The sequence below is a fragment of the Stenotrophomonas sp. YJH_SMC_29 genome (assembly GCF_059371235.1).
On the sequence record NZ_JCAFUK010000011.1, the window covers coordinates 1 to 21,217 of the forward strand.

General features: G+C 61.6%; 14 protein-coding genes. 4 read left to right on the forward strand and 10 right to left on the reverse strand.

Annotation, left to right across the window (positions count from 1 at the left end):
* The first annotated feature begins 856 nt into the window (after positions 1 to 856).
* Together AC5P9I_RS12965 and AC5P9I_RS12970 are read left to right on the forward strand one after the other, a co-directional pair.
* The gene (locus tag AC5P9I_RS12965) at positions 857 to 1,204 is read left to right on the forward strand and encodes a hypothetical protein (protein WP_235645214.1); all 348 of its coding nucleotides are present in this window, start codon (positions 857 to 859) and stop codon (positions 1,202 to 1,204) included.
* On the forward strand, positions 1,205 to 4,411 hold the full coding sequence (locus AC5P9I_RS12970; RefSeq protein WP_262103155.1) for a zeta toxin family protein: 3,207 nt from the start codon (positions 1,205 to 1,207) through the stop codon (positions 4,409 to 4,411). It abuts the gene before it with no gap.
* 89 nt (positions 4,412 to 4,500) lie between these two features.
* Here the strand turns inward: AC5P9I_RS12970 and AC5P9I_RS12975 are convergent, their stop codons facing one another.
* The 3 genes from AC5P9I_RS12975 to AC5P9I_RS12985 all read right to left on the reverse strand — a co-directional run bounded on the left by AC5P9I_RS12975 (position 4,501) and on the right by AC5P9I_RS12985 (position 6,740).
* Positions 4,501 to 4,956, reverse strand: a complete 456-nt coding sequence (locus tag AC5P9I_RS12975; RefSeq protein ID WP_235645212.1) for a hypothetical protein — start codon at positions 4,954 to 4,956, stop codon at positions 4,501 to 4,503.
* Positions 4,957 to 5,064: 108 nt separating this feature from the next.
* A complete protein-coding gene (locus AC5P9I_RS12980) occupies positions 5,065 to 5,802 on the reverse strand; it encodes a hypothetical protein (RefSeq protein ID WP_187756769.1) in 738 nt (245 codons plus the stop codon).
* Between the two features lie 98 nt (positions 5,803 to 5,900).
* A complete protein-coding gene (locus tag AC5P9I_RS12985; RefSeq protein WP_187756759.1) occupies positions 5,901 to 6,740 on the reverse strand; it encodes a type 1 glutamine amidotransferase domain-containing protein in 840 nt (279 codons plus the stop codon).
* A gap of 96 nt (positions 6,741 to 6,836) precedes the next feature.
* Between AC5P9I_RS12985 and AC5P9I_RS12990 the strand changes: the two genes are divergently transcribed.
* Together AC5P9I_RS12990 and AC5P9I_RS12995 are read left to right on the forward strand one after the other, a co-directional pair.
* Positions 6,837 to 7,754 (forward strand): LysR family transcriptional regulator, encoded by a 918-nt coding sequence (locus tag AC5P9I_RS12990; RefSeq protein ID WP_187756760.1) that lies wholly within the window; start codon positions 6,837 to 6,839, stop codon positions 7,752 to 7,754.
* 551 nt (positions 7,755 to 8,305) lie between these two features.
* Entirely contained in the window at positions 8,306 to 8,662 is a 357-nt protein-coding gene (locus AC5P9I_RS12995) for a hypothetical protein (protein WP_187756761.1), read from the forward strand.
* 81 nt (positions 8,663 to 8,743) lie between these two features.
* On the opposite strand, the gene AC5P9I_RS13000 is transcribed toward AC5P9I_RS12995, so the two are convergent.
* From AC5P9I_RS13000 to guaB, 7 genes are all read right to left on the reverse strand, one after another.
* A complete protein-coding gene (locus AC5P9I_RS13000) occupies positions 8,744 to 9,664 on the reverse strand; it encodes a restriction endonuclease (RefSeq protein WP_308304170.1) in 921 nt (306 codons plus the stop codon).
* Between the two features lie 157 nt (positions 9,665 to 9,821).
* On the reverse strand, positions 9,822 to 10,454 hold the full coding sequence (locus tag AC5P9I_RS13005) for a M48 family metallopeptidase (protein WP_235645210.1): 633 nt from the start codon (positions 10,452 to 10,454) through the stop codon (positions 9,822 to 9,824).
* Between the two features lie 124 nt (positions 10,455 to 10,578).
* Entirely contained in the window at positions 10,579 to 13,896 is a 3,318-nt protein-coding gene (locus tag AC5P9I_RS13010) for a type I restriction endonuclease subunit R (protein ID WP_187756764.1), read from the reverse strand.
* A 14-nt stretch (positions 13,897 to 13,910) separates the two neighbouring features.
* Positions 13,911 to 15,173, reverse strand: a complete 1,263-nt coding sequence (locus AC5P9I_RS13015) for a restriction endonuclease subunit S (protein ID WP_187756765.1) — start codon at positions 15,171 to 15,173, stop codon at positions 13,911 to 13,913.
* The gene (locus AC5P9I_RS13020) at positions 15,166 to 17,670 is read right to left on the reverse strand and encodes a type I restriction-modification system subunit M (RefSeq protein WP_197591127.1); all 2,505 of its coding nucleotides are present in this window, start codon (positions 17,668 to 17,670) and stop codon (positions 15,166 to 15,168) included. The genes AC5P9I_RS13015 and AC5P9I_RS13020 overlap by 8 nt, the downstream gene beginning before the upstream one ends.
* Before the next feature lie 306 nt (positions 17,671 to 17,976).
* Positions 17,977 to 19,542, reverse strand: a complete 1,566-nt coding sequence (gene guaA, locus AC5P9I_RS13025; protein WP_005413109.1) for a glutamine-hydrolyzing GMP synthase — start codon at positions 19,540 to 19,542, stop codon at positions 17,977 to 17,979.
* A gap of 103 nt (positions 19,543 to 19,645) precedes the next feature.
* Complete coding sequence (gene guaB, locus AC5P9I_RS13030; RefSeq protein ID WP_014036909.1) at positions 19,646 to 21,103, reverse strand: IMP dehydrogenase; 1,458 nt, start codon at positions 21,101 to 21,103, stop codon at positions 19,646 to 19,648.
* Positions 21,104 to 21,217: the final 114 nt, after the last annotated feature.

Consider the following 21,217-nt stretch of genomic DNA (forward strand, 5'->3'; position numbering starts at 1 on the left):
CTCACATCAATCCCGATCCCAAACATGGCAGAACTCCGCTAGGCTGACAGGGTCGAGAGCTCTCCCCGCTTGCCCAGTCTTATCAGTTCGAGCGCCAACTCAACCAACTGTTCGGGCGGTTCAGGGAGAATCCGGCGTGGGCACCCAAGCTACTTCTCGGTCGCAAGACCTGGATCCACACGGTCGCCCACGCCGGGCTCTCGGCACCCAAGGTGCCAGATCGGCAAGAGATAAGATCCACGCCATGCGTGGATGCTCTGCCTCAACGTCGCCTAAACTCGATGATCCCAAGGACCGAGGTCGCTCAGGCACTCCGCCTGATGTCGCAAATGACATTAGACCCGCCAGGGAATGTGCGGATACTCTTGAATCCGCATGGATATTCCAAAGAGGTAGAGGTGGCAGCCATGGATTTCCCGTCCCCGCCTGTTCCGGCGAAGCTCCGGGAAATGCTTAAGGACTATCCGGAGCACATCGAACAGCTACAGAAGGCTCTCATTTCAGTCAGCCATGGGCGACAGAGTTACGCCCCGCCCTTTGAGGGCGCAGTATGGTTGTTGGAGGACTGTCTCACTAGCTTTGTCGCCGAAGCGCGAGCTGAACTAGCAACCGCCGAGGCTTCAGGCAACCCGAAGGCAATTGCACAGTCTCAAAAAAAGTAATAGCTCATGTCCTTTGCGAGATCCAGCAACATTGGCATGGCCAGACTCAGCGATCTCAGGAAGTACTTCGAGCTTCATTCAAAAGGCGACTAGCGACACGTTCTGATAGTCGACTGGCCATGGGGGCATTGAACTTGCCTTTACAAGTGCAGATACTCATGAAAACGCGTCAGGCCGCTGAATAGGTACCCACCATGCCTCAATCCCATCCTCCCGTTCCGGCGAAGCTTCGAGAAATGCTCAGAGACTACCCAGAGCACATTAAGATCCTGCAGGAAGCGCTCAATTCGGCGAGCAACCGACGCATAAAGTCCCTGCCGACATTTGAGGATGCAGTGTGGAAGCTGGAGGACTGTCTCGACGGATTCATCAATGACGCTCAAGGTGAGCTGACTGCAGCTCAGGCATCCGGCAATGCGCAATCCATTGCAGCGGCTGACGATAAATTCAAACTGATGTTCCGAGCGCGTTCCGGCAACGGCGGAATGAAAGGCCTCCATGAACTGTATGAGTATTTCAAGGCATCGGGAGAACAGCCCTAAGTGGATACTCCCCATCCGCGTTTGAGTCCAGAGGAACATTCTGCCCGCCTCAGGGATGTCATCCTTCCGGAATCTCGTTTGGACCAAGTCACAAGCCAGCTGATGCCTCGAGCCATCGTTCTGGCGGGACAACCCGGCGCGGGTAAAGGTGGACTGGTCACCGCTGTTGAGTTTGAGCTTTCCGATGATGTTGTAAAGGTCGATCCTGACGAGCTTCGCGGCGCTCATCCTGATGCTCGACTCCTGCGCCAGCAACACCCGTACACGTGGGCCGGCCACACACATGAAGACGCCAGCCAATGGGCCAAGGAGCTGCGTTCGACAGCAGTAGAGGGGCGTAGGAATCTCATCCTCGACACCACGCTTGGCAATGGCGATAGCGCAGTCTCATTGATCAAGGACCTTCAAGCCAACGGCTACGACGTAGAGATTCGAGGCGTCGTGGCGCACCGGCTGGAAAGTGAACTTGGCGTGGATGCCCGCTTTTCCAACTCTCTGGATAGCAGAGGCTTCGGCCGCTACGTCCCCGAAGATGTACGCAAACACGTTTACGATGCCCTGCCCGGAAATCTGGACAAGGTCCAGGCCGAGACCGGCATCCAGATTCGGCTCTACGGACGCGAAGGCGCTCAGGTCTACGACAGTTATGCCGATACCCGCCTGCCGGGCGCAGCACTGGAAGCCGAACGCGAAGCTCGGCTGAAAGACCCTCGAATCACCCAATCATTGCGCGATGGCTGGCGCGCACAAGGCCGCTGGCACGCCGAGCTTGGGGACACCCTGCCCCTCAACGACAAGGTCAGTCCACCAACAGCGGCAGCCGTTTTCGATGAGCGCGCAACGCTCAAGGTTGTTGAAGGCATTACACCCAACATCCAGGAAGCACGCGGCATCGACCACACCATCCGCGTGCGTCCAAACATGGTGCGGGGCGCCGTCATCGGTGGTGCCGCTGCGACGGTTGTTGAAGCTGCCTCAGAAGGAACAAAGATCGCCGATCTGTACGCACGCGACAATCGGACGGGTGCAGAAGCTGCGCTGTTGGACTTCGGTGCACGCAGCGTCGGCGGTTGGACCGGCGCAGCGGTGGGCGCCAAGGTCGGTACGCTGCTGGGCATCGAGTCCGGCCCCGGCGCCATTGTCACCGGCATCATCGGTGGCGGGTTGGGCGCCTGGGGTGGCGGTGAGATCGTCGATTGGATCGAGAAGTACCAGATCGACAATCAGCCCGACAGCACCGGTAGGGTCTGGACGTTTGACCCGGCGCATCCCGAGAAGGGCTGGACACACAGCGAGCGGGAGATCGTAGGTACCGTCGGCACCCTGGCCGATCGCCCGATCTACGGCGCGACCACGCAGCTGACCGCCGATGCCGAATTGACCCAGCAACTGAACTACCAGGCCTCAAGCCGGGCCGTCGGGCTGCGGCTGTCCGAGCCTGATCAACCGATCAATCCCTTCAGCATCGCCGGCGACGCCAGCGATACACCCAGCGCACTGCCACGCTCCTGGGAGCGCAATCCGGAAACCGGCGAATGGCGACGCGAGGTCGTCCATCAGGTCCTCGAACATGGCATCAAGAACACCACGGTCGAAGTTGCCGACGCCACCAAGGCTGCGCAGCTTGATGAAGCCGCACAGGGCATCATGGCCTTCAACGCCGCCCGAAGCTCGGCGGCCTTTGCCAAGCAGTATGAGGAGGCCTACACCGCCCAGGGCTGGTCTCAGTACGGAGCTATTCCTGATGAAGTGATCTGGGCACGCGAGCATCCCGATCACGTACTCGCCTCCGACGGACGCACCTATCAGCAACAGGGCGATGGTGAGTGGCTGCATGACGGCTGGGTCTACGATTCGCTGGCCGAGGGCAACATCCGCGACGAGTTGAACAGTACCTACCCGCAGATCCGGGCCATCCAACAGATGGAGGCGCCCGTACCCAGCGCCCACGAACGCAGTATCGAGGCATTGACCGCCAACGAGCGCGATGCTCACGAACAGGCCATGCAGGAAGCCAATCGACTTGGCGTCGCTGCACCGCAGGTGCAGCAGATGGCCGCCGCAGCCGTGGCTGAGGTTCGCGGCGAGCACGCCGAAGAACGGCTGACGCCACAAGCCGTGATCGATGCGCACAGCGTTGAACGCGCTGCACTGGCGCCCAACACATCACCCTTGGTACAGGCGCATCACGCTCCTGCGCCTGCAGCGCCGACGCCTTCGGATCGTGTGGAATCTCTACAGGAGCCGGCTCGCCGCGAAGCACCACGACAGGAGCCGACCGCAGCCGCTGCAACGCAACCTGCATGGGATGAGTCAAGCGAGCGGCAAGCGCGTACCGAGGCAAATCCTCCTGCGCACCCGGTGCCGGCAGCTCCTGTGCCGTCACCCGACATTCCCTCCGCTGAGCGATCTCCCGCGCAGCCAGAAGTGAGTGCGCTACCGACACCGGATATCGGGCACCCGGCTCCTGCGCAGGAGCCCGTTGCAACTGACCCGCACTCCCCGGCCCCGTCAATCCAGACCGAAGTGGCTGAAGCCGCGCCGGCTACTGCCCGCCTCCACGAAGCCGAAGCGAAATCGGCGTCGGTCCAGCCGGAGTCAGACGTTCCAGCCGCACTCGCAAGAGCCGAGCCCGCTGCGCCCCCGCTGATGACAGACGCGGCGACCCAAGTCTCGCAGCACGAACCTCCCTACACGCCACCACCCGTGGAGGCACCGGCGGCATCACCCTCAAGCGCAACGATCCAGGAACCCGAAGCGCCGCCCGCGCCCCTGCTGCCTACCCAGCCCGAGCATCCCGATCATGTGCTCTACCAACAGGTGCGCGAAGGCGTAGCGGCGCTGGACGCCAAACACGGTCGCACCTTCGACGAAGCCAGCGAGCGCATGACCGCCAGCTTGCTGGTGCTCGCCAAGGACAACGACCTGGACCGCGTGGACCACGTGCTGCTGAGCAACGCCACCGCGGACAAACCCGCCGGTCATACTCTGTTCGTGGTCCAGGGCGAGCCCAGCGACCCCGCACACCAGCGCGCCGCAATGCCGACCGAACTGGCTGCGCAGACCACGGTGGAAGAATCCATGCAGCAGTTCGACGCCGTCAGCCGCGAAGCGCATCAGCGCGCCTTCGCCAACCAGCTGGAGCAGCAGCTGGAAGATCAGCGCGTGCAGCAGGATATCCAGATCCGTGCCGCCAGCATGGGCTGAGTGGGTAAGACACGCGCGAAATCATTCACAACAGCCCGCCCTCTTGGTCCCCCTGCTTGTCAATCGGCGCTATTGATATCGCCGCACAATCAGAAGAACAGACTCGCTCGCTCAACGGTCGCGAGTGGATTGGCCTTCCGCACCGCCTCCAGAAAGAGCAGAAAGTCGCGGTTGAACAGCGAAAGGTTGTTAGTGAACGTCACGCACTTTCTACCCGATGCTCTGCTGAAGCACACCTGCCAGACATAGCGCGCATAGATGACGTCGGACGTTCGAGTGACTGAGGTGATCTGCGAAAGCGGAACTGCCGTGGGCACCGGGCCCCGCCGCAGGTAGAAGGATTCTGTATCAAAGAAGTAGTGCTCGCGATCCTCTTTGCCATCCACCATCACCAAGGTCATGGACGTGCCGGAAATCCGGCGAGGTGGATTCAGACGCAGCCCGGATCCCAACGCGGAACGCGCGGTCGCTGACATTCGCCGAAGGATGAACCAAAGGATCACCAACGGAAGTGCCGCGAGGACAATGAAGCCTACGGTCTTCAAGACAACGTCCAATGTGCTTGGCACACAGTTCTCCAGGATGAACGTTCAGGCAATGGCGACGCCCGGGTAGATCCACGCCAGGCGTGGATGCTTTCCCTCAACGCCCTATCACTTCCAATGATCCGGCCCCAGGAACGGCAGGCTCAACACAAACACCGGCACCGCCACGGGAATCAACGCCGCGCCCAGCACCTTTCCGGTCGCCGTCCCAGCCCCTGGCTTGTCCGTATCGTCCGGCCGGATCCGCTCAGCCCGCGCGGTAATCGACTGCGGCAGCTTCGCCTTCGCCGCCAGCGCAGCGGCATCCGGCAACGTCACCCGCTCGCCATCACTCTCGAACAGCGCGCTGTAGTAGCTGCCGCCCTGTCTGGAAAGGTTGCAGTCCGGGTTGGCCGCCAGCTCGTAGCGGCTCCGGGCTTCAAGGATGTACGGCCGGCGCGTCAACGCATCGATGGCCTTGGCCACCCGTGGGCTGATCTCCAACCGCTCCAGCTTGAACTGCGCCGCCTGTTCCGGCGTCACCTGGTCCGGCCGCAGCAGCAGCGCGTAGCTGCCATGCACCTTGGTCCTGTCGGCCGGCACGCGCCAGTCCTCACGGAAGTACAGCTGCGCGCAGACCACGGCCTCGCGCAGCGGGCTGTCCATCAGGGCGCGGTAATCACGGAACGGCGCGGCGTCGAAGCGCATCGGCTCGTCATAGACCGGCAGCAGGTACAGCTTGCCGTCGTCGGCCACGAACGCGCCGGTAATCTCGCGATTGGAATGGTGGTAGTCCGGCCCACTGGCGCAACCAGACAGCAGAGCCAAGCACAGGGCAAAGAGAATAGAGAGAACGGACGTACGCATGTCGTATTGAAGGGCTTCCCTGGAAAACTGGCCCCGCCCGAAAGGACGGGGCCAGTCCGCCATGGTGCCACGGCACAGCAAGCGATGCAGAGCCAGCCCTACTTCAACCGCTCCACCAACCGCTGCCCCACCTCCAGCGCCGAAGCCGGATTCTGCCCGGTAATCAGCTCGCGGTCCATCACCACATGCCCCGTCCACGGCGTGGTGTTGCTAGTGAACTTCGCACCCGCCCGCTGCAATGCAGTCTGCGGGTAGAACTTCATCTCACCGCCGCCCAGCAGCGGCTTGGCCTGCTCTTCTTCCTGGTTGCTGATCACCGTCATCTGGTAGCCGCGGTAGATCCACTTCGGCGTGGCCGGCGTCGCACCCGCCTCCAGCTTTGCCACGAAACCACCCGCATCCGGCAGCGTGGAAAGCAGCGCGATCGGCCCGTGGCAGACCAGCGCGGTGGTCTTGTTGCGCTGGTGGAAGTCGGCCAGCAGCCGGCCCAGCGCCGGGCTTTTCAGCAGGTCCTGCATCGGCGCGTGGCCACCGGGAATGTAGACCGCATCGAAACGCGCGTAGCCCTGCTGCTCGATGCGCGCCAGGCTGACCACCGGCGAGGCCGTCGGCGAGGTCAGCGCCAGTTTCTCCAGCAGGTTCTTGTGCAGCGTCAGCTGCGCGGCATCGTCGCCAAAGTACGCCGCCGTCACCGAGGACGCATCCACCGTCGGCGCCCGCCCCTGCGGCGTGGCGAAGGTCACCTCGTGGCCCGCATCCAGCAGCAGCTTGACCGGCTGCATCAGCTCGTTGAGATAGAAGCCGGTGGACAGCACCTTGCCGTCCTTCAGGTCCAGGTGGTTTTCGTCGGACAGCACCACCAGCACGTTGGCGGCATGCGCGCCGGTCGCGGCCAGGGTCAGGGCCAGCGCTGCGGCCAGCCGGGTCATCAGGTTCATGGGGAGCTCCTATCGGGGAATGGCGGCCACTTTATTCATCGCCCCAGCGGCGATAAATTGGCCCCATCGCAAAACATCTGTTCCCCGGAGAGCCAAATGAGCCGCAAGTTCGACTACCTGGGCGATGTGGAGGTGTTCCTGGCGGTCGTCGAGCACGGCTCGTTCACGGCCGGCGCGGTCGCGCTGTCCACCACGCCCTCGGTGCTGAGCCGCGCGGTCACCCGCCTGGAAGCGCGGCTGGGCCGGCAGCTGCTGCAGCGGACCACCCGCCGCGTGGGCCTGACCGACGCCGGGCGGCTCTATCTGGAACAGGTGCGCACCGCCTTCGGCCTGCTGGACGACGCCGAGCGCGACGTACTGGCCCAGGATGGTGCGCTGGCCGGCCGCGTGCGCCTGAGCGTGCCCACCACCTATGGCCACTACCGGCTGCCGCCCGTGCTGGCGCGCTTTGCGCAGCAGTACCCGCAGGTGCAGGTGGAACTGAACATCACCAACCGCAACGTGGACCTGGTGGCCGAAGGCTTCGACCTCGCCATCCGGCTGGGCCAGCTGCCGGACAGCGGGCTGGTCGCGCGAAAGCTGGAGGACGCCCCACTGCTGCTGGTGGCCGCGCCGGAGTACCTGCAGCGCCGGGGTACGCCGCAGACGCTGGACGATCTGCAGCAGCACCTGTGCCTGCCCTTCGTGATGCCGCGCACCGGGCGGCTAGCGCCATGGATCTTCCGCGACGGCGGGCGGGATGTGGATTGGGTGCCGCGTTCGTCCATCGAGACCTCCGACGATGTGCTGGGCGTGGTGTCGCTGGCCGAACAGGGCATCGGCATCTGCCAGAGCTATGCGTTCATCGTGCACGAGCGGTTGCAGCGTGGGCAGTTGGTGGAAGTGCTGCCGCAGCTGCGGGGGAGATCTCGCCCGTTCTCGGTGATCTATGCGCCGCATCGGCGGCAGTCGGCGGCGGCGCGGGCGATGATTGAGTTGCTGGTTGGGAATGCGGCTGAGGATCGCACTTGTTGAGGCCGCGAGGCGCGCTGGCGATGTCGGGATTGAACCGATTTTGTGGGCGTGTGGCCTGTCGGGAGCCGCTGCCTGCCGAAGCAAACTAAGAACTGTTGCAAAGAAGGCCGTCGCGCTATTCGCTTGTGGCGTGGGGGATTGCGCCAGTTTGATTCGCCATCAGCAGAGCAGCTGCGCGAATGCGTCTGCTGGCGTCGCGTGCTGCACGAATGGTGCGTGCAACAATAGTTCCTCGCTCTCGGATTCCGCGATTCCTCCGCGAATTTCTATTGGCATTCGAAGCGGCTGCGTAAACACCATGACGTGCCACCGACAACGGGTGGCTCCGGGTCTGCAAACCCGCGATGAGCAACGACTGTTGTTTACGCTTGCCCGTCGGCACCGTCCTTAACCGGTGCCGGCGGGCAATCCGTCGGCCTATCTGGCGGGCGGTGCGTGGGGGTCTTCGGATCCACCGGTCACTCGTTGCTTCATCCCGGTTTGCAGCCACGCATCGTCCGCCACCCCGCTACGCGGTGGCGCTGTTAAGCACAGCCACGGAAGCCGACGCCATGAACGAATCCGACACCTTCTCCTCGTACACCGTTGTTGAGCCCATCAACGACGACACTCCCCTGCCCGATCTGAACTCCCTGCTTGGCATCCTCAAGCGCATGCGCGGCTGCGAAGGAGCTGATGGGCATCCTTGGCCAGAAGCCGATGTGTCACCCGGCCGACGCGTGAGCCTGGCACGGAGCGAGCGCGCGATGGTGGGGGCGCTGACGGTGCTGGAGCTGCTGCACGCGGCGGACCGCTGCCGGGTGGCAGCGGAGCCGGAGCGGCATTTGGATGAAGGGGTGGTGGATGGGTTGTTTCTGGCTTGTAGGGGGTTGGTTGAGTGGGCTTGCCATGAGGTGAGGCCGGAATGAGGCGGCATCCGCTCACAAGGCCCGAAATCAGCCCAAACAGGGCTCGCGTCTGATTCCTCGAAAACGTCCCCTCAATGCAAATCAAGCATCTTCGTCGAAATAATCGCTATCCACGGACGGGACCCGAAGAATACGCGAGCTCACGCCTACCTCATTGTCGATCATGAGACCAACCAATCGATTTCCATCCACGATCACAATGCCTTCAACAGAGCCAACAAAGTCAACAGCCTGAGGCGTGAAGCCAGACGTGGTTATGAAAACTCCGCGTTTGGCCTTCTGTCCAGCAAGCGCCCCATAGAAGGCCTGAAGCTCGGGCCTACCAACTGTACTCTTCCAGCGCTTCGCTTGCACATAGACCTTGTCCAGACCGAGCTTATCCAGAGAGATCACGCCATCGATTCCACCATCTCCAGCTCCTCCGACCCGCAGCAAGTCAGAGCGGCTGGCGCCGTACCCCAGTCGATGCAGGATATCGAGAACGATGATTTCAAACCGCCCGGGAGAAACACGCAACAGACAGTCCAGAAGCTCCACCGCTGTGGCCGATTTCAATTCAGCAAGCGCACTATCAAGTCGATCATCAGGGCTCAAAACGCGAGACCCAGGAGCTAATTCACTGGAGACAGGGCCATCTAGCGCCGCAGCATCTACTGCGGATCGAAGCTTGACCGCGAGATAGCCAGTTGCGATTCTCCCAACCTCTTCATCGTCCAGCGGGAACGGATGATCGCCGACGTAACTTCTCCCGGCCTCCGTCAACTGCCAGACGCCGCGCCTCGGGCTGGACGAAAGGCCAGCGCGCTTCAGCCGATCATGCGCCCAAGCCGCTCGATTCTTATAGATCTGCGCACCGCTATCCAATACCCTGAGCTTCTGTTCCTCGGTCAACCCTAGGGCATTGGCCGCGGCTTCATATGCTGTTGCGGCGGCAACGCCTTCAGGATTTCCTTCGAGGAGGCGCAACACGGGATCGATGAATTTGTCGTAAGTTGGAATCATCAACTTTGCCCCTTACAGTGTCTTCTTAGCAACTATAACCTCATCCGAAAAATGGCCCTGGGATTCGCATCTAACTCAGGCAAGAATTGAGCAATCTGACCCACCCCGATTGCTGGGCCGACGCAACATCATGGTAAGAGGTATTCGACATACCTACTTATATCCCCTCCACATCAATCCCGTGTTCGGCCAGCCAGGCCCTTCGCTGCGCATAGTCGGGCATTGCGCGCTCAACGCGTAGCCAGAAGGCGGGGCTGTGGTGTGGCTCGTGTAAGTGGGCAATCTCGTGCACCACCACATATTCCGCGATACGGGCTGGCAGCAAGATCGTTTTCCAGTGGAAGTACAGCCAGTCGCCCTTTCCACACGAACCCCAGCGATAGCCGAGATCCTGCACTTTCACGCCAGCCGGGGCCACCTCCATGCGTGACTGGTAGTCGGCCACCCGGTTCGACAGCCAGGTCCGAGCCCTTTCGCTATACCAGCGGACGAAATGCTCCCGTGCGCCTGCCTGCGCATCTTGGCGGAGCGCAAAGCGGCCATTCACCAGCTTCAAGGGGCAGTCTTGGTCATTGACCAACTTCAGCCGATGGCTCCGCCCGAGGTACAGGAAGCCCTCGCCGCCGACGAATTCCTTTCGTGGTACCTGGCGTAGCAGCCGATCCTTCTCCGCCAGCTTGGTGTAGATCCAGAAGCGCTTCTCGCTGACAAATTCGCGGAGTCGGGCGATGCCCACCTCGGGCGGGGCGCTCAGAATCAGTTCCCCCGTTCTTTCCACGGTGATTTGCATTGTTCGACGCCGGGCACTGCGCCGTATCGTGAAATGCAAGTCGTCTACCTGGATGCAAGCCTCTGCCTCGGCCGCAGAGCCGTCCGCGTGGTACTGGCTAGATTTCAGTGGCGCCAGCATAGCTTTACACCTGCACCAGCTTGTCGTGACTGGCGCGTGACTGCTCCATCAACTTGTCTGCGAGCACGCCGGCCTTGTCGGCGTCTACCAATGGTGGCCGCAGGCGCATCAAGTGCTCGAACAATTGCGTGTTCAGGTCCTCCTGCGCCGCGCGTTTGTGGGGACTCCAAATATCGCGGTTACCTTGCAACTCCTGCACCAGCAGGTCTACTAGCTCCACGGTCACATCCTTCAGTCGCAGAAACTCGGGCGCGGTTGGCGCCTGTCCAGCACACACCACGTCCAGCACAGTGCGCAGGAAGGGCGCGCAATGCTCGGGTAAGTCGCTTGGCGCATCGGCCATGACTGCCTTTCCCGTGCGCAGCTCGTCGATGATCTTCTGCAGTTGCGAGATCACCTCGTTCCACTTTTCGCCCAGCGTCTTGAGAATGTCGCTCAAATGCTCCGAGAGCTTGCGGTACAACACCGGGTCTTCATCGGTGTGCTTGCGGATGTGCGAGCGAATTGCGTGCTCCATTTCAGACGCCTTGGCGCGGTCGTTCGCCGCCCGGGCCACGTGCGTGTCGAACTGAGCATCGGTCAGCTGAATCGGCGGGATCTTGGGGTCGATGCCCAACGAGATCACATGGTCGTCGATCAGCTTGCGCACTTTGGCGCCGACATCCTTGCCCAGTACCGGCGTGTCCTTGTAGCGATTGCGGGCGCGGGCGTAGATATAGGCGAGCGTCTTGGCGTCCTTGGTGTAAGGCAACCCTTCCGGTCGCGGCAACACTATGTCGAGCGATCCCAGGAAAGCCTTGAGCTTGACGGCAAACTCGGCTCGCAACCTCTCGATTCCCAATGCGTCAACGCAGGCCTCGGTGTCCTCCAGCGAGTCAATGCCACGCCGGCGGAACAAATCCACCACGCGCAGATGCCGGTCGCGCAGCACTGGCACCTGATCTCTCAAGCTAGCCAGCGCGCCTTCCACGTCCTCATCGGCGTAGGCCGCCAGCGCTTCCTTCAGATGTTGCGCGACACCAAAGTAGTCAACCACGATGCCGCAGCGCTTGCCGAAGCCGGTGCGGTTGACACGGGCAATTGCCTGCAGCAACTCCGCCTCGCGGATTGGACGGTCGAGGTACATCACGCCCTCGATCGGCGCATCAAAACCGGTGAGTAGCATCGACTTAACGATCAGGAAGGCCAGCGGATCGGTCTTCCCGGGCTTGGCATGGAACAGCGGCTTCTTGAAACGCTCAATCAGCTCCTCGTGCGCTGCGCCGTCGGTCCACTGCTTCCAGGCCTGGTTGTCATTGTTGCTGCCCGAAATGATCGGCGCGAATTCAATATGCTCCAGGGTGCCGCGGTAACGCCAGGCCTGCACCGCCGCCTGCACGCTCACAGGACGCTGACATAGCAGCTCGTCATCCAGCGCCTTGTCCTCAGGCGAGAGTGCTTGGGCCTCGGCCAATAACTCATCACGGGCGGACCTCAGAGCGTCGAAATAACGAATCGCCGCCAAACGGCTATACGCCACCACCTGCGCCTTGTAGCCGTTGGGTAGGATGTTGGTCACGTAATGGCGAAGGATGTCACGCGCTTTGTCGGCGATCAACGCCGGGGCGTCGAAGATTTGGCCTTTGGTAGCGTACTTTTTCTTGATCGCCTCCAGCTCCTCTGGCGAGTGCTGGCGGAACAGGTCTTCGAACAGTTCGTCGAGGCTGGCGCCGTCCTTGATCGCGCCGTTGGCAGTCCGGCCCTCGTAGAGGACCGGCACCGTGGCACCGTCAGCCTCGGCTTCCTTGATGGTGTACTTGTCGATGAACTCCCCGAAAATCTCATGGGAGCGCTTCTTGTCGCCCATGATGATTGGCGTGCCGGTAAAGCCGATGCGCGCGCAGTTGGGCAGGGCCGCCAGCAAGTTGGCGTGCAGGTCTCCCGCCTGGGTACGGTGCGCCTCGTCCACCAGCACAAGGACGCTGTCGTCCTCGTTCAGTACCTCAAACTTCTCGTGGGTCTTGTAGGAGGCCTTCGGCTCTTCTACTTTCGGCAGATCATCTGCAGTCAGCGGCGCATCACCAGGGGCATCCGGGTCACGGTATTTTTGGATCGTGGCAAAGATCAGCCCGGGTCCCTTGCGCCGCGCCAGTGCCTTTACGCCCGTCGTGCTTTCGGCCACGTCCACCACCTCGCCGGTCAGCGTGGCGGTGAGGGATAGCTGGCCCTGTAGGTCCTTGCGGTCGGTGATGACGACAACCTTGAAGCGTCGCAGTTGCGCGTCTGCACGCATCTTGCGAACCAGGAACACCATTGTCAGGCTTTTGCCGGAACCCTGAGTGTGCCAGATGATGCCGCCGCGCTTGTCATGTTCGCCGTGCTGCAGGCGCGTCTGGCCGGTCTTGAGGCGTGCAATCGCTCGGTTCACCGCCCGGTACTGCTGGTAGCGACATACCGTCTTGATGGTTTGGCCGCCTGTCTGCATGAACAACATGAAGTTCTTCACCACATCCAGCAGATGCGCGGGAGCGAGCAGTCCCGCGATCAAGCGTTCCTGCTCAGAAATTGCCGCCTTGCCGAGTGCCTGCGCCACCTCAATCTCGCTACCGGACCCATCCGGGCCGGCCACCGTCTTCCACTGCGCGTAGTGCTCAAAGGCCGCGCCTATGCAGCCGACCCGGGCCTCGTCGAAGCTACTGGCCACCAGCAACTGGTTGGTGGCAAACAGAGGCTCGTTGCCCTCGTTGTCATCCACCTCAAAGGCGGCCTTGCGCTGGTTGCTGTAGCGCCGCAGTTGATCCACCGCCTCGACCAGCGGCTCGGGGACGGACGGGCTCTTGCACTCCACCACCACTAACGGAATGCCATTCACCAGCAGCACCAGGTCGGGCACGATGAAGGCCTTGCCTCCTTTGAAACCGGGCTGGCAATCGACGCGGAACTGATTGATCACGGCGAAGTGGTTTTTCGCAGTAGTTTCCCAGTCGATGTAGCGTATGGTCTGGCCGCGCCCGCCATCCCAGCCGGGCAAGCCTTCCACCGTCAGGCCACGGATCAACAACGCGGTGGCCCTTTCGTTGGCTTCCATCAGCTTATGCGTGCCCAGCCGCGTAATGGCTGCCACGGCTTCCGACAGCCGGACCTCGTCCAGCCAGGGCGCACCATCGGGTCCAAGGTTCAGCGCGCGTAGTTGTTTGCGCAATAACCTCTCCTGAACCACCTCGGCAAAGCCGGTTCGACCAGTAACTGTCGGATCATCAAGACTTCCTGCGCTGTAGGTCCAGCCAAGTGCCTGCAACTGCGCAACGAACGGCTTTTCGACGTCATCAAGTTCCCAACCCATCTGGCGTTCCTTCTTTATTGGGCAGCTTCGACCAGCAATGGTGTGACGCGGACTCGGCCGGTGAAGAGATCGTCCATTAGGCCGGCCCTCTCTGAATGGCGCTTCGAAAGCGAATCAATCTCCAGATCGATACGCTTGCTGAGCACCCGAAGGCGATCTTCCATGAGACGCTGCTCCTCACGCGGAGGGACTGGAAACCGAGTAGATCGAAGCGTTTCTGAACGAATGGCAGCCATCGTCCCACCCTGTTGATCTCGAGCGAAATGCCCCAGCACCCAAGGCGAGTAATTGACCTGAAGCATCGCCAAATAAGGTGAATAGGCCTCTTGATTCAGAGAGATCGTCCAAGTGTGCTTAGAAGAAAGAGCTTTGCCAATATCTTTTGGGACTAGGCAACACCTTCCGACAGTACCCATGATCGTGATCATCAGGTCCTCAGGGCGAACCGCATAACGCTCCAGTTGCGCGAATTTCCTCGGAGTTACCAATCTGGTGAACGTGGCGACAAACCGCTCGGTGTGGACATTGTCGATTCCAAGAAGCGGGAGTCCAACCTCAACCAATTCCTCCTTCAGAAGAGCACTGCCGAATGGTCCAGCACGCATTGCTGGATCAACGTCGGCAAGCAATTCTTCAAGCTGGTTGACATGCCACTCCCTAGGAATCCATCCCAGCGGCGATTCCTTGTAGAGATTCGGAGCCTCGGACTGGGGTGGGCGCAGTTCGCCGTTTGCAGCGATGCCACGTGTCAGCAGGTCATGCAGAAGGCCCTTCTTTAAGGCCTTGAGCTTGGCAACGATCGCCTCGGTTTGGAGAATGGCGGTGTCGAGGTGATCAAGGATCTCGGCAACTCGAAGTTGCTCTGCAGGCGCGGGGCAAAAAACTCGAATGGCCTCCAGCAACTCTCGGTCAACGTGCGGTATCCCGGTGCCGGTCGTCTGGCCCTTCAGATAGGATTCCGCATGCTTTACGGCATGGAAAAAGTACGCCGGATTGAAACCTGCGCTTGGCGTTATCTTGGCCATCGTGGAAGCGACCAATCCGGACTTCGCCCTAAAGAACTCACCGGCATTTGAACCGTCCCACAGTAGAATCGTATCGCCATGGCGTGCGCGAACTGCATCAGGTCCTGGCTCGGCAAGTTCTGCACTCGCTCGCCCTCGCAGATACTCGGGATTGAGGTACGGCTCGGCCCCAGGCCCGGAATAGCCGGTTGCCAGTGGTGCTTTTCCTTTTTGAATGATGATGTGCCCACCCAGGGTCACAAAGTCAGACATACCGCAGACCCTTCAAAAATCCCTGTAGCGCCTTCGCCGCTTCATCGCGCTTGCTCTCTATTTCAGTCAGCGTCACTCGGTACTTGTCCCACCAGTTCTCAAACGCAGCCACGATCTGCTTGCGCTGCGCAGCCATGTAGCGCTCAATGATAGACCGCATATCGTTGTGCAGAATGGTGAGCACCAACTCGGCGGCGGCTTCTGGTGTCAGGCCCTCAACGGCGGCACCGATTCGCTGCTTGAAGCTGTCCTTCTTAATCTTGAGCTGTTTCTTGACGGCGGTGAGTTCCTTCTTCCAAGCCTTCAGCCGGACTTCGTCCGCAGCGCCTGCTTCGTCGGCATCGTTCTCCCCTGACTCGGCGGCTTCGCCATCCTCGTTCTCGACGTCCTTGGGGCTGGCGGCCCTGATCTGACTGTCGAGGTCGGCCTTCTTCGCCTCTAGCTCGGTGATGGCCTCGACGAAATCACTCATCAGGAACTTGACTAGCTTGTGCTCCAGCGGGCTTTCCTTGCTGACCCTGTCTTCCAGCGCGGTGACGATGCTGGTGCGCCATGCGTCGGCCACGCCCTTGGCCCCGCGCGCCATCAGGGTGAGGAAGTCGTACTTGGTCTGATACCAGAAGCCGGCCACGATGCCTCGCACCTGGAAGGGGTCGAGCAGGCCGATGGCCTCCAGGCTCTGACTGAAACTAGCCAGCAGGTCGTTGCGAAGGGCCACCAGACTGGCCGCATTGTCCATTTGCCCGGACAGTGCCGTGATACGTGCGCTGTGAGCTTTCCACCATTGCTCGAAAGCGGCGCGAATGTCCGCCTCCTTGGCGACCAAACCGGCATTGCTTTCGATGGTCGGCTTGAGGGCCTGTCGTTTGTCGAGGGCAGGCGCGAAGTCGAAATACTTGGCATCCCTTTCAACCAGCAGGTCCATCGGGTTCAGGCCGTGGGCGCTGAACAATCCGGCTCTGTCGGCCACCTCAGCCTTGGGGATGCCGCCCACCAGATGAGCCCGCACGTCGTGCGGCTCGGATGGCGGCGCGTTGTCGGCGTAGCGCCGAATATTGAGGTTGTACTCATTGGTTTTGAGTGCGGCGTTGTCGACGATGGCCGAGAAACCGTCGATTGCGCGGAATTCGTCAAAGGTGGTGACGATCTTCTCAATGTGCTCGGGAAGCAGGTAGTTCTGCGCGCGACCTTCGAAAAACTCGCGATCTGCATTGATGAACAGCACTTTGCCCTGGCGCTTAGCGGGTTTGCCGCTGACGCGGTTGGCACCCTTCTGCACGCGCTGGCGCAGCACCAGAATGCAGGCCGGAATGCCGGTGCCGTAAAACAGGTTAGGGGCCACGCCGATGACGGCCTCGAGCAGGTCGTCCTCAATGATGCCGGCCCGGATGGTCCTCTCTTCGCCCCCCCGGAACAGCACACCATGGGGTAGAACGGTGGCCACCATGCCGCCATCGCGCGTGACGGCCAGCATGTGCTGCAGGAACATCAGGTCAGCTTTTTTTGCCCCGAGAGGCACCTGGCCATAGGGGAAGCGCTCAGCTTCAAACTTCGGCTTCCATGCGGGATTACCGTCGGCATCCTTCTCGGTATTGCCCCAGTGGATGGAGAACGGCGGATTGGTGAGCACGCGGTCGAAGTGCATCAATTCGCCACCCTCGACATGCTGTGGCTCGGCCAGAGTGTCCTCGTTTTGCAGATTAGCGGTGCTGATGCCGTGCAGCAGCATGTTCATCTTGGCGATGGACCACACTGTGCCGTTGAACTCCTGCCCAAACAGGTTAGCCTTGCGGCCGTCTTCACCGTGTTCATCAATGTACTCCTTGGCCGCGATCAGCATGCCGCCAGAGCCACAGCAGGGATCGTAAATGTCGTGCTTGAGCGCGGGCTTAATTAGTCGCACCATCATCCGCACCACCGAGCGCGGCGTGTAGAACTCACCACCCTTCTTACCCGCCGAATCGGCGAACTCGCCGATCAGGTACTCGTAGGCTGCACCTAGCAGGTCAGGGAACTCGAAGTCTTCATTGCGCAGGCGATGCAGGTTGAAATGCGTGATGAGCTGCTGCAGCTTGATATCGGGGATCTTGCTCTGACCGATCTTTCTTGTGAAGTCGATGTGCTCCAGCACGTCATACAGACTGACGTTGTCGCCCTCAATTCCAGCAAGCGCCTTACTCAGAAGACTCCCAACATTTGGCTGTCGCGAATTGTCGACCAAGTGGTCATAGCGAGACTCCTTGGGCACCCAGAAGTATCCATCCTTCTTGTACCAGCGTTTGTTCTCAGCCGAGGCCTCAGCCTGAGCGCGCGTCTTACCCGCGTCGATCTCGATCTGAATCACCTCTTCTCGGCGCTGCTCGAACAAGTCAGAGCAGCGCTTGAGGAATAGCATCCCAAAGATGTACTCCTTGAATTCGGATGCATCCATCTTGCCGCGCAAGATGTCGGCGGCTTTGAACAAATGACGTTCTAGCTGAGAAAGGGTCAAAGGCATACTAACAATCCAATCGAGTTCGTGTATCTCTCGGCAAGACGCATCAGGCGCGTTGCTCGAGAATGTTTTTTCCCTGCGCAGTGACATCCCGGGAACAGTGCAGGACGGCCATGCCGTAGGGTGCCAGGTGCCCATTGGGCCACAGCCGATTTTTTCGGTCCAGTGGCCAAGGAAACGCATCGTAAGTCTTCCGCGATTCGACGCCAAACGAACCGGAGTTGGACGTGCGGTCGTGGGTAAAGGGCACGCCAAGTTTCCCGAGTCTAAAAAAACAAGGGCGCCTCTCGGCGCCCTCCTTCTTTCAACTCACTCCCACTCAATAGTAGCCGGCGGCTTCCCCGAGATGTCATAGACAACCCGCGACACCCCCCGCAACTCATTGATGATCCGGTTGCTCACCGTCCCCAGGAACTCATACGGCAGATGCGCCCAATGCGCCGTCATGAAGTCGATCGTCTCCACGGCCCGCAGCGCAATCACCCACTCATAAGCACGCGCATCGCCCACCACGCCCACCGACTTCACCGGCAGGAACACAGCAAACGCCTGGCTGGTCTTGTCGTACAGGTCGGCCTTGCGCAGCTCATCAATGAAGATGGCGTCGGCCTTGGCCAGCAGCTCGGCGTACTCGCGCTTCACTTCGCCAAGGATACGCACGCCCAGGCCGGGGCCCGGGAACGGATGGCGGTAGACCATGGTGCGCGGCAGGCCCAGCTCAACGCCCAGGCGGCGCACTTCGTCCTTGAACAGTTCGCGCAGCGGCTCCACCAGGCCCAGCTTCATGTGCTCCGGTAGGCCGCCCACGTTGTGGTGGCTCTTGATCACATGCGCCTTGCCGGTCTTGCTGCCGGCCGACTCGATCACGTCCGGGTAGATGGTGCCCTGCGCCAGCCACTTGGCGTTCTTCAGCTTGTTCGACTCTTCGTCGAAGATCTCGACGAACAGGTTGCCGATGATCTTGCGCTTGGCTTCCGGGTCGCTCACGCCTTCCAGCGCGGCGAAGTAACGGTCGGCGGCATTCACGCGCACGACCTTCACGCCCATGTGCTCGGCGAACATCGCCATCACCTGGTCGCCTTCCTGCCAGCGCAGCAGGCCGGTATCCACGAACACGCAGGTCAGCTTCTCGCCGATGGCCTTGTGCAGCAGCGCGGCCACCACGGACGAATCGACGCCGCCGGACAGGCCCAGGATCACCTCGTCATCGCCCACCTGTTCGCGCACGCGGGCGATCTGGTCGTCGATGATGTTGGCGGCGGTCCACAGGGTCTGGCAGCCGCAAACATCCACCACGAAGCGGCGCAGCAGCGCCTGGCCCTGCAGCGTGTGGGTCACTTCCGGGTGGAACTGCACGCCGTACCAGCGCTTCTCTTCATTGGCCATGGCGGCCACCGGAATGCGGTCGGTGGTGGCGGTGATGGTGAAGCCCGGCGGTGCAACGGAGACGTGGTCGCCGTGGCTCATCCAGACATTCAGCTTCGGCTCGCCGCCGTGGTCGCTCAGGCCCTTGAACAGTGCATCCGGGTTGATCACGTTCACTTCGGCGTGGCCGAACTCGCGCTGGTCCGCCGCTTCGGTAGCACCGCCCAGCTGCGCGGCCAGCGTCTGCATGCCGTAGCAGATGCCGAAGATCGGCAGGCCGCTGTCGAACACTTCCTGCGGCGCGGCCGGCGCACCCGGCAGCGTGGTCGATTCCGGGCCACCGGACAGGATGATGCCCTTGGCGCCAAACGCCGCGATCTCGGCCGGGTTGTGGTCCCACGCCCAGATTTCGCAGTAGACGCCCAGCTCGCGGATGCGGCGGGCAATCAGCTGCGTGTACTGCGCGCCGAAATCGAGGATGAGGATCTTGTCGTTATGGATGTTGGTCATGGCGCCCCGGCAATGCAGTAGGGAAAACGAAATCAGATTTACGGCGGCAGATGGAGAAAGAGGAACGGGAAGTGCTTCCCCGTTCCTCTTTGCTCGGCCCGCGTCAGGCGCGGTAGTTCGGCGGCTCTTTGGTGATCGTCACGTCGTGGACGTGGCTCTCACGCTGGCCGGCGCCGCTGATCTTCACGAACTTGGGCTTGCTGCGCATCTCGTCGATGGTGGCGCAGCCCACGTAGCCCATGGTGGCGCGCAGGCCGCCCATCAGCTGGTGGATGATGCCGCCCACCGGGCCGCGGTACGGCACGCGGCCTTCGATGCCTTCCGGCACCAGCTTGTCGGCAGTAGCGGCGTCCTGGAAGTAGCGGTCCTTCGACCCCTTCTCCATGGCAGCCAGCGAACCCATGCCGCGGTAGCTCTTGTACGAACGGCCCTGGTACAGCTCGGTCTCGCCCGGCGATTCCTCGGTACCGGCCAGCAGGCCACCGACCATGATGGTCGAGGCACCGGCAGCCAGCGCCTTGCCGATGTCGCCGGAGTAGCGGATGCCACCGTCGGCGATCAGCGGGATGCGGTCCTGCAGCGCTTCGGCCACCAGATCAATGGCGGTGACCTGCGGCACGCCGACGCCGGCGACGACGCGGGTGGTGCAGATCGAGCCCGGGCCGATGCCGACCTTGACTGCGTCAGCGCCGCTGTCCAGCAGCGCCAGTGCGGCTTCGCCGGTGCAGATGTTGCCACCGATGACCTGCACGTTCGGGAAGTTCTTCTTGACCCAGCTGACGCGGTCCAGCACGCCCTGCGAGTGGCCGTGCGCGGTATCGACCACGATCACGTCCACGCCGGCGGCGACCAGCGCTTCCACGCGGCGATCGGTATCGCCACCCACGCCGACGGCAGCGCCGACCAGCAGGCGGGTCGACAGATCCTTGGCAGCATTCGGGAAGTCGGTGTTCTTCTGGATGTCCTTGACGGTGATCAGGCCACGCAGTTCGAAGGAATCATTGACCACCAGCACCTTTTCGATGCGGTTGCGGTGCAGCAGCTGCAGCACTTCATCAGACGCAGCGCCTTCCTTGACCGTGATCAGGCGATCCTTCTTGGTCATGATGTGGCGGACCGGGTCGTCCAGCTCGGTCTCGAAGCGCATGTCGCGGTGGGTCACGATGCCGGCCAGCAGGCCGTCGCTGCCCACCACCGGCACGCCGGAGATGTTGTGCGCCTGGGTCAGGGCCAGCACGTCGCGGATGGTGGTTTCCGGGCCGACGGTGATCGGGTCGCGGATGACACCGGCCTCGAACTTCTTGACCTTGGCCACTTCCGCGGCCTGCTGTTCCAGGCTGAGATTCTTGTGGATGATGCCCATGCCGCCGAGCTGGGCCATGGCGATGGCCAGGCGGGCTTCGGTGACGGTGTCCATGGCTGCGGACAGGATCGGAAGCTTCAGCTTCAGGTCTCGGGTCAACCGCGTTTCGAGGTTGACGTCCTTGGGCAGGATGGTCGAGTGGGCGGGGACGAGCGAGACGTCGTCGTAAGTGAGTGCTTCAGCCTGGATGCGCAGCATCGGCATACCCGAGATGTGGGGAAGCGCGACATTTTACCCTGTTTTCGCGTCGCGTGGCAGGGGGTAGATGCGACGCAGTGTCGCGCCGGCGGCGATTGGTTCAGGGGCCCGGCT

Excerpts from the sequence above, each read along its gene's own strand:
- AC5P9I_RS12965 (WP_235645214.1), top strand. The coding sequence starts at position 857 with ATGCCTCAATCCCATCCTCCCGTTCCGGCGAAGCTTCGAGAAATGCTC.
- AC5P9I_RS12980 (WP_187756769.1), bottom strand. The coding sequence starts at position 5,802 with ATGCGTACGTCCGTTCTCTCTATTCTCTTTGCCCTGTGCTTGGCTCTG.
- AC5P9I_RS12985 (WP_187756759.1), bottom strand. The coding sequence starts at position 6,740 with ATGAACCTGATGACCCGGCTGGCCGCAGCGCTGGCCCTGACCCTGGCC.
- AC5P9I_RS12990 (WP_187756760.1), top strand. The coding sequence starts at position 6,837 with ATGAGCCGCAAGTTCGACTACCTGGGCGATGTGGAGGTGTTCCTGGCG.
- AC5P9I_RS12995 (WP_187756761.1), top strand. The coding sequence starts at position 8,306 with ATGAACGAATCCGACACCTTCTCCTCGTACACCGTTGTTGAGCCCATC.
- AC5P9I_RS13000 (WP_308304170.1), bottom strand. The coding sequence starts at position 9,664 with ATGATTCCAACTTACGACAAATTCATCGATCCCGTGTTGCGCCTCCTC.
- AC5P9I_RS13005 (WP_235645210.1), bottom strand. The coding sequence starts at position 10,454 with ATGCAAATCACCGTGGAAAGAACGGGGGAACTGATTCTGAGCGCCCCG.
- AC5P9I_RS13010 (WP_187756764.1), bottom strand. The coding sequence starts at position 13,896 with ATGGGTTGGGAACTTGATGACGTCGAAAAGCCGTTCGTTGCGCAGTTG.
- AC5P9I_RS13015 (WP_187756765.1), bottom strand. The coding sequence starts at position 15,173 with ATGTCTGACTTTGTGACCCTGGGTGGGCACATCATCATTCAAAAAGGA.
- AC5P9I_RS13020 (WP_197591127.1), bottom strand. The coding sequence starts at position 17,670 with ATGCCTTTGACCCTTTCTCAGCTAGAACGTCATTTGTTCAAAGCCGCC.
- guaA (WP_005413109.1), bottom strand. The coding sequence starts at position 19,542 with ATGACCAACATCCATAACGACAAGATCCTCATCCTCGATTTCGGCGCG.
- guaB (WP_014036909.1), bottom strand. The coding sequence starts at position 21,103 with ATGCTGCGCATCCAGGCTGAAGCACTCACTTACGACGACGTCTCGCTC.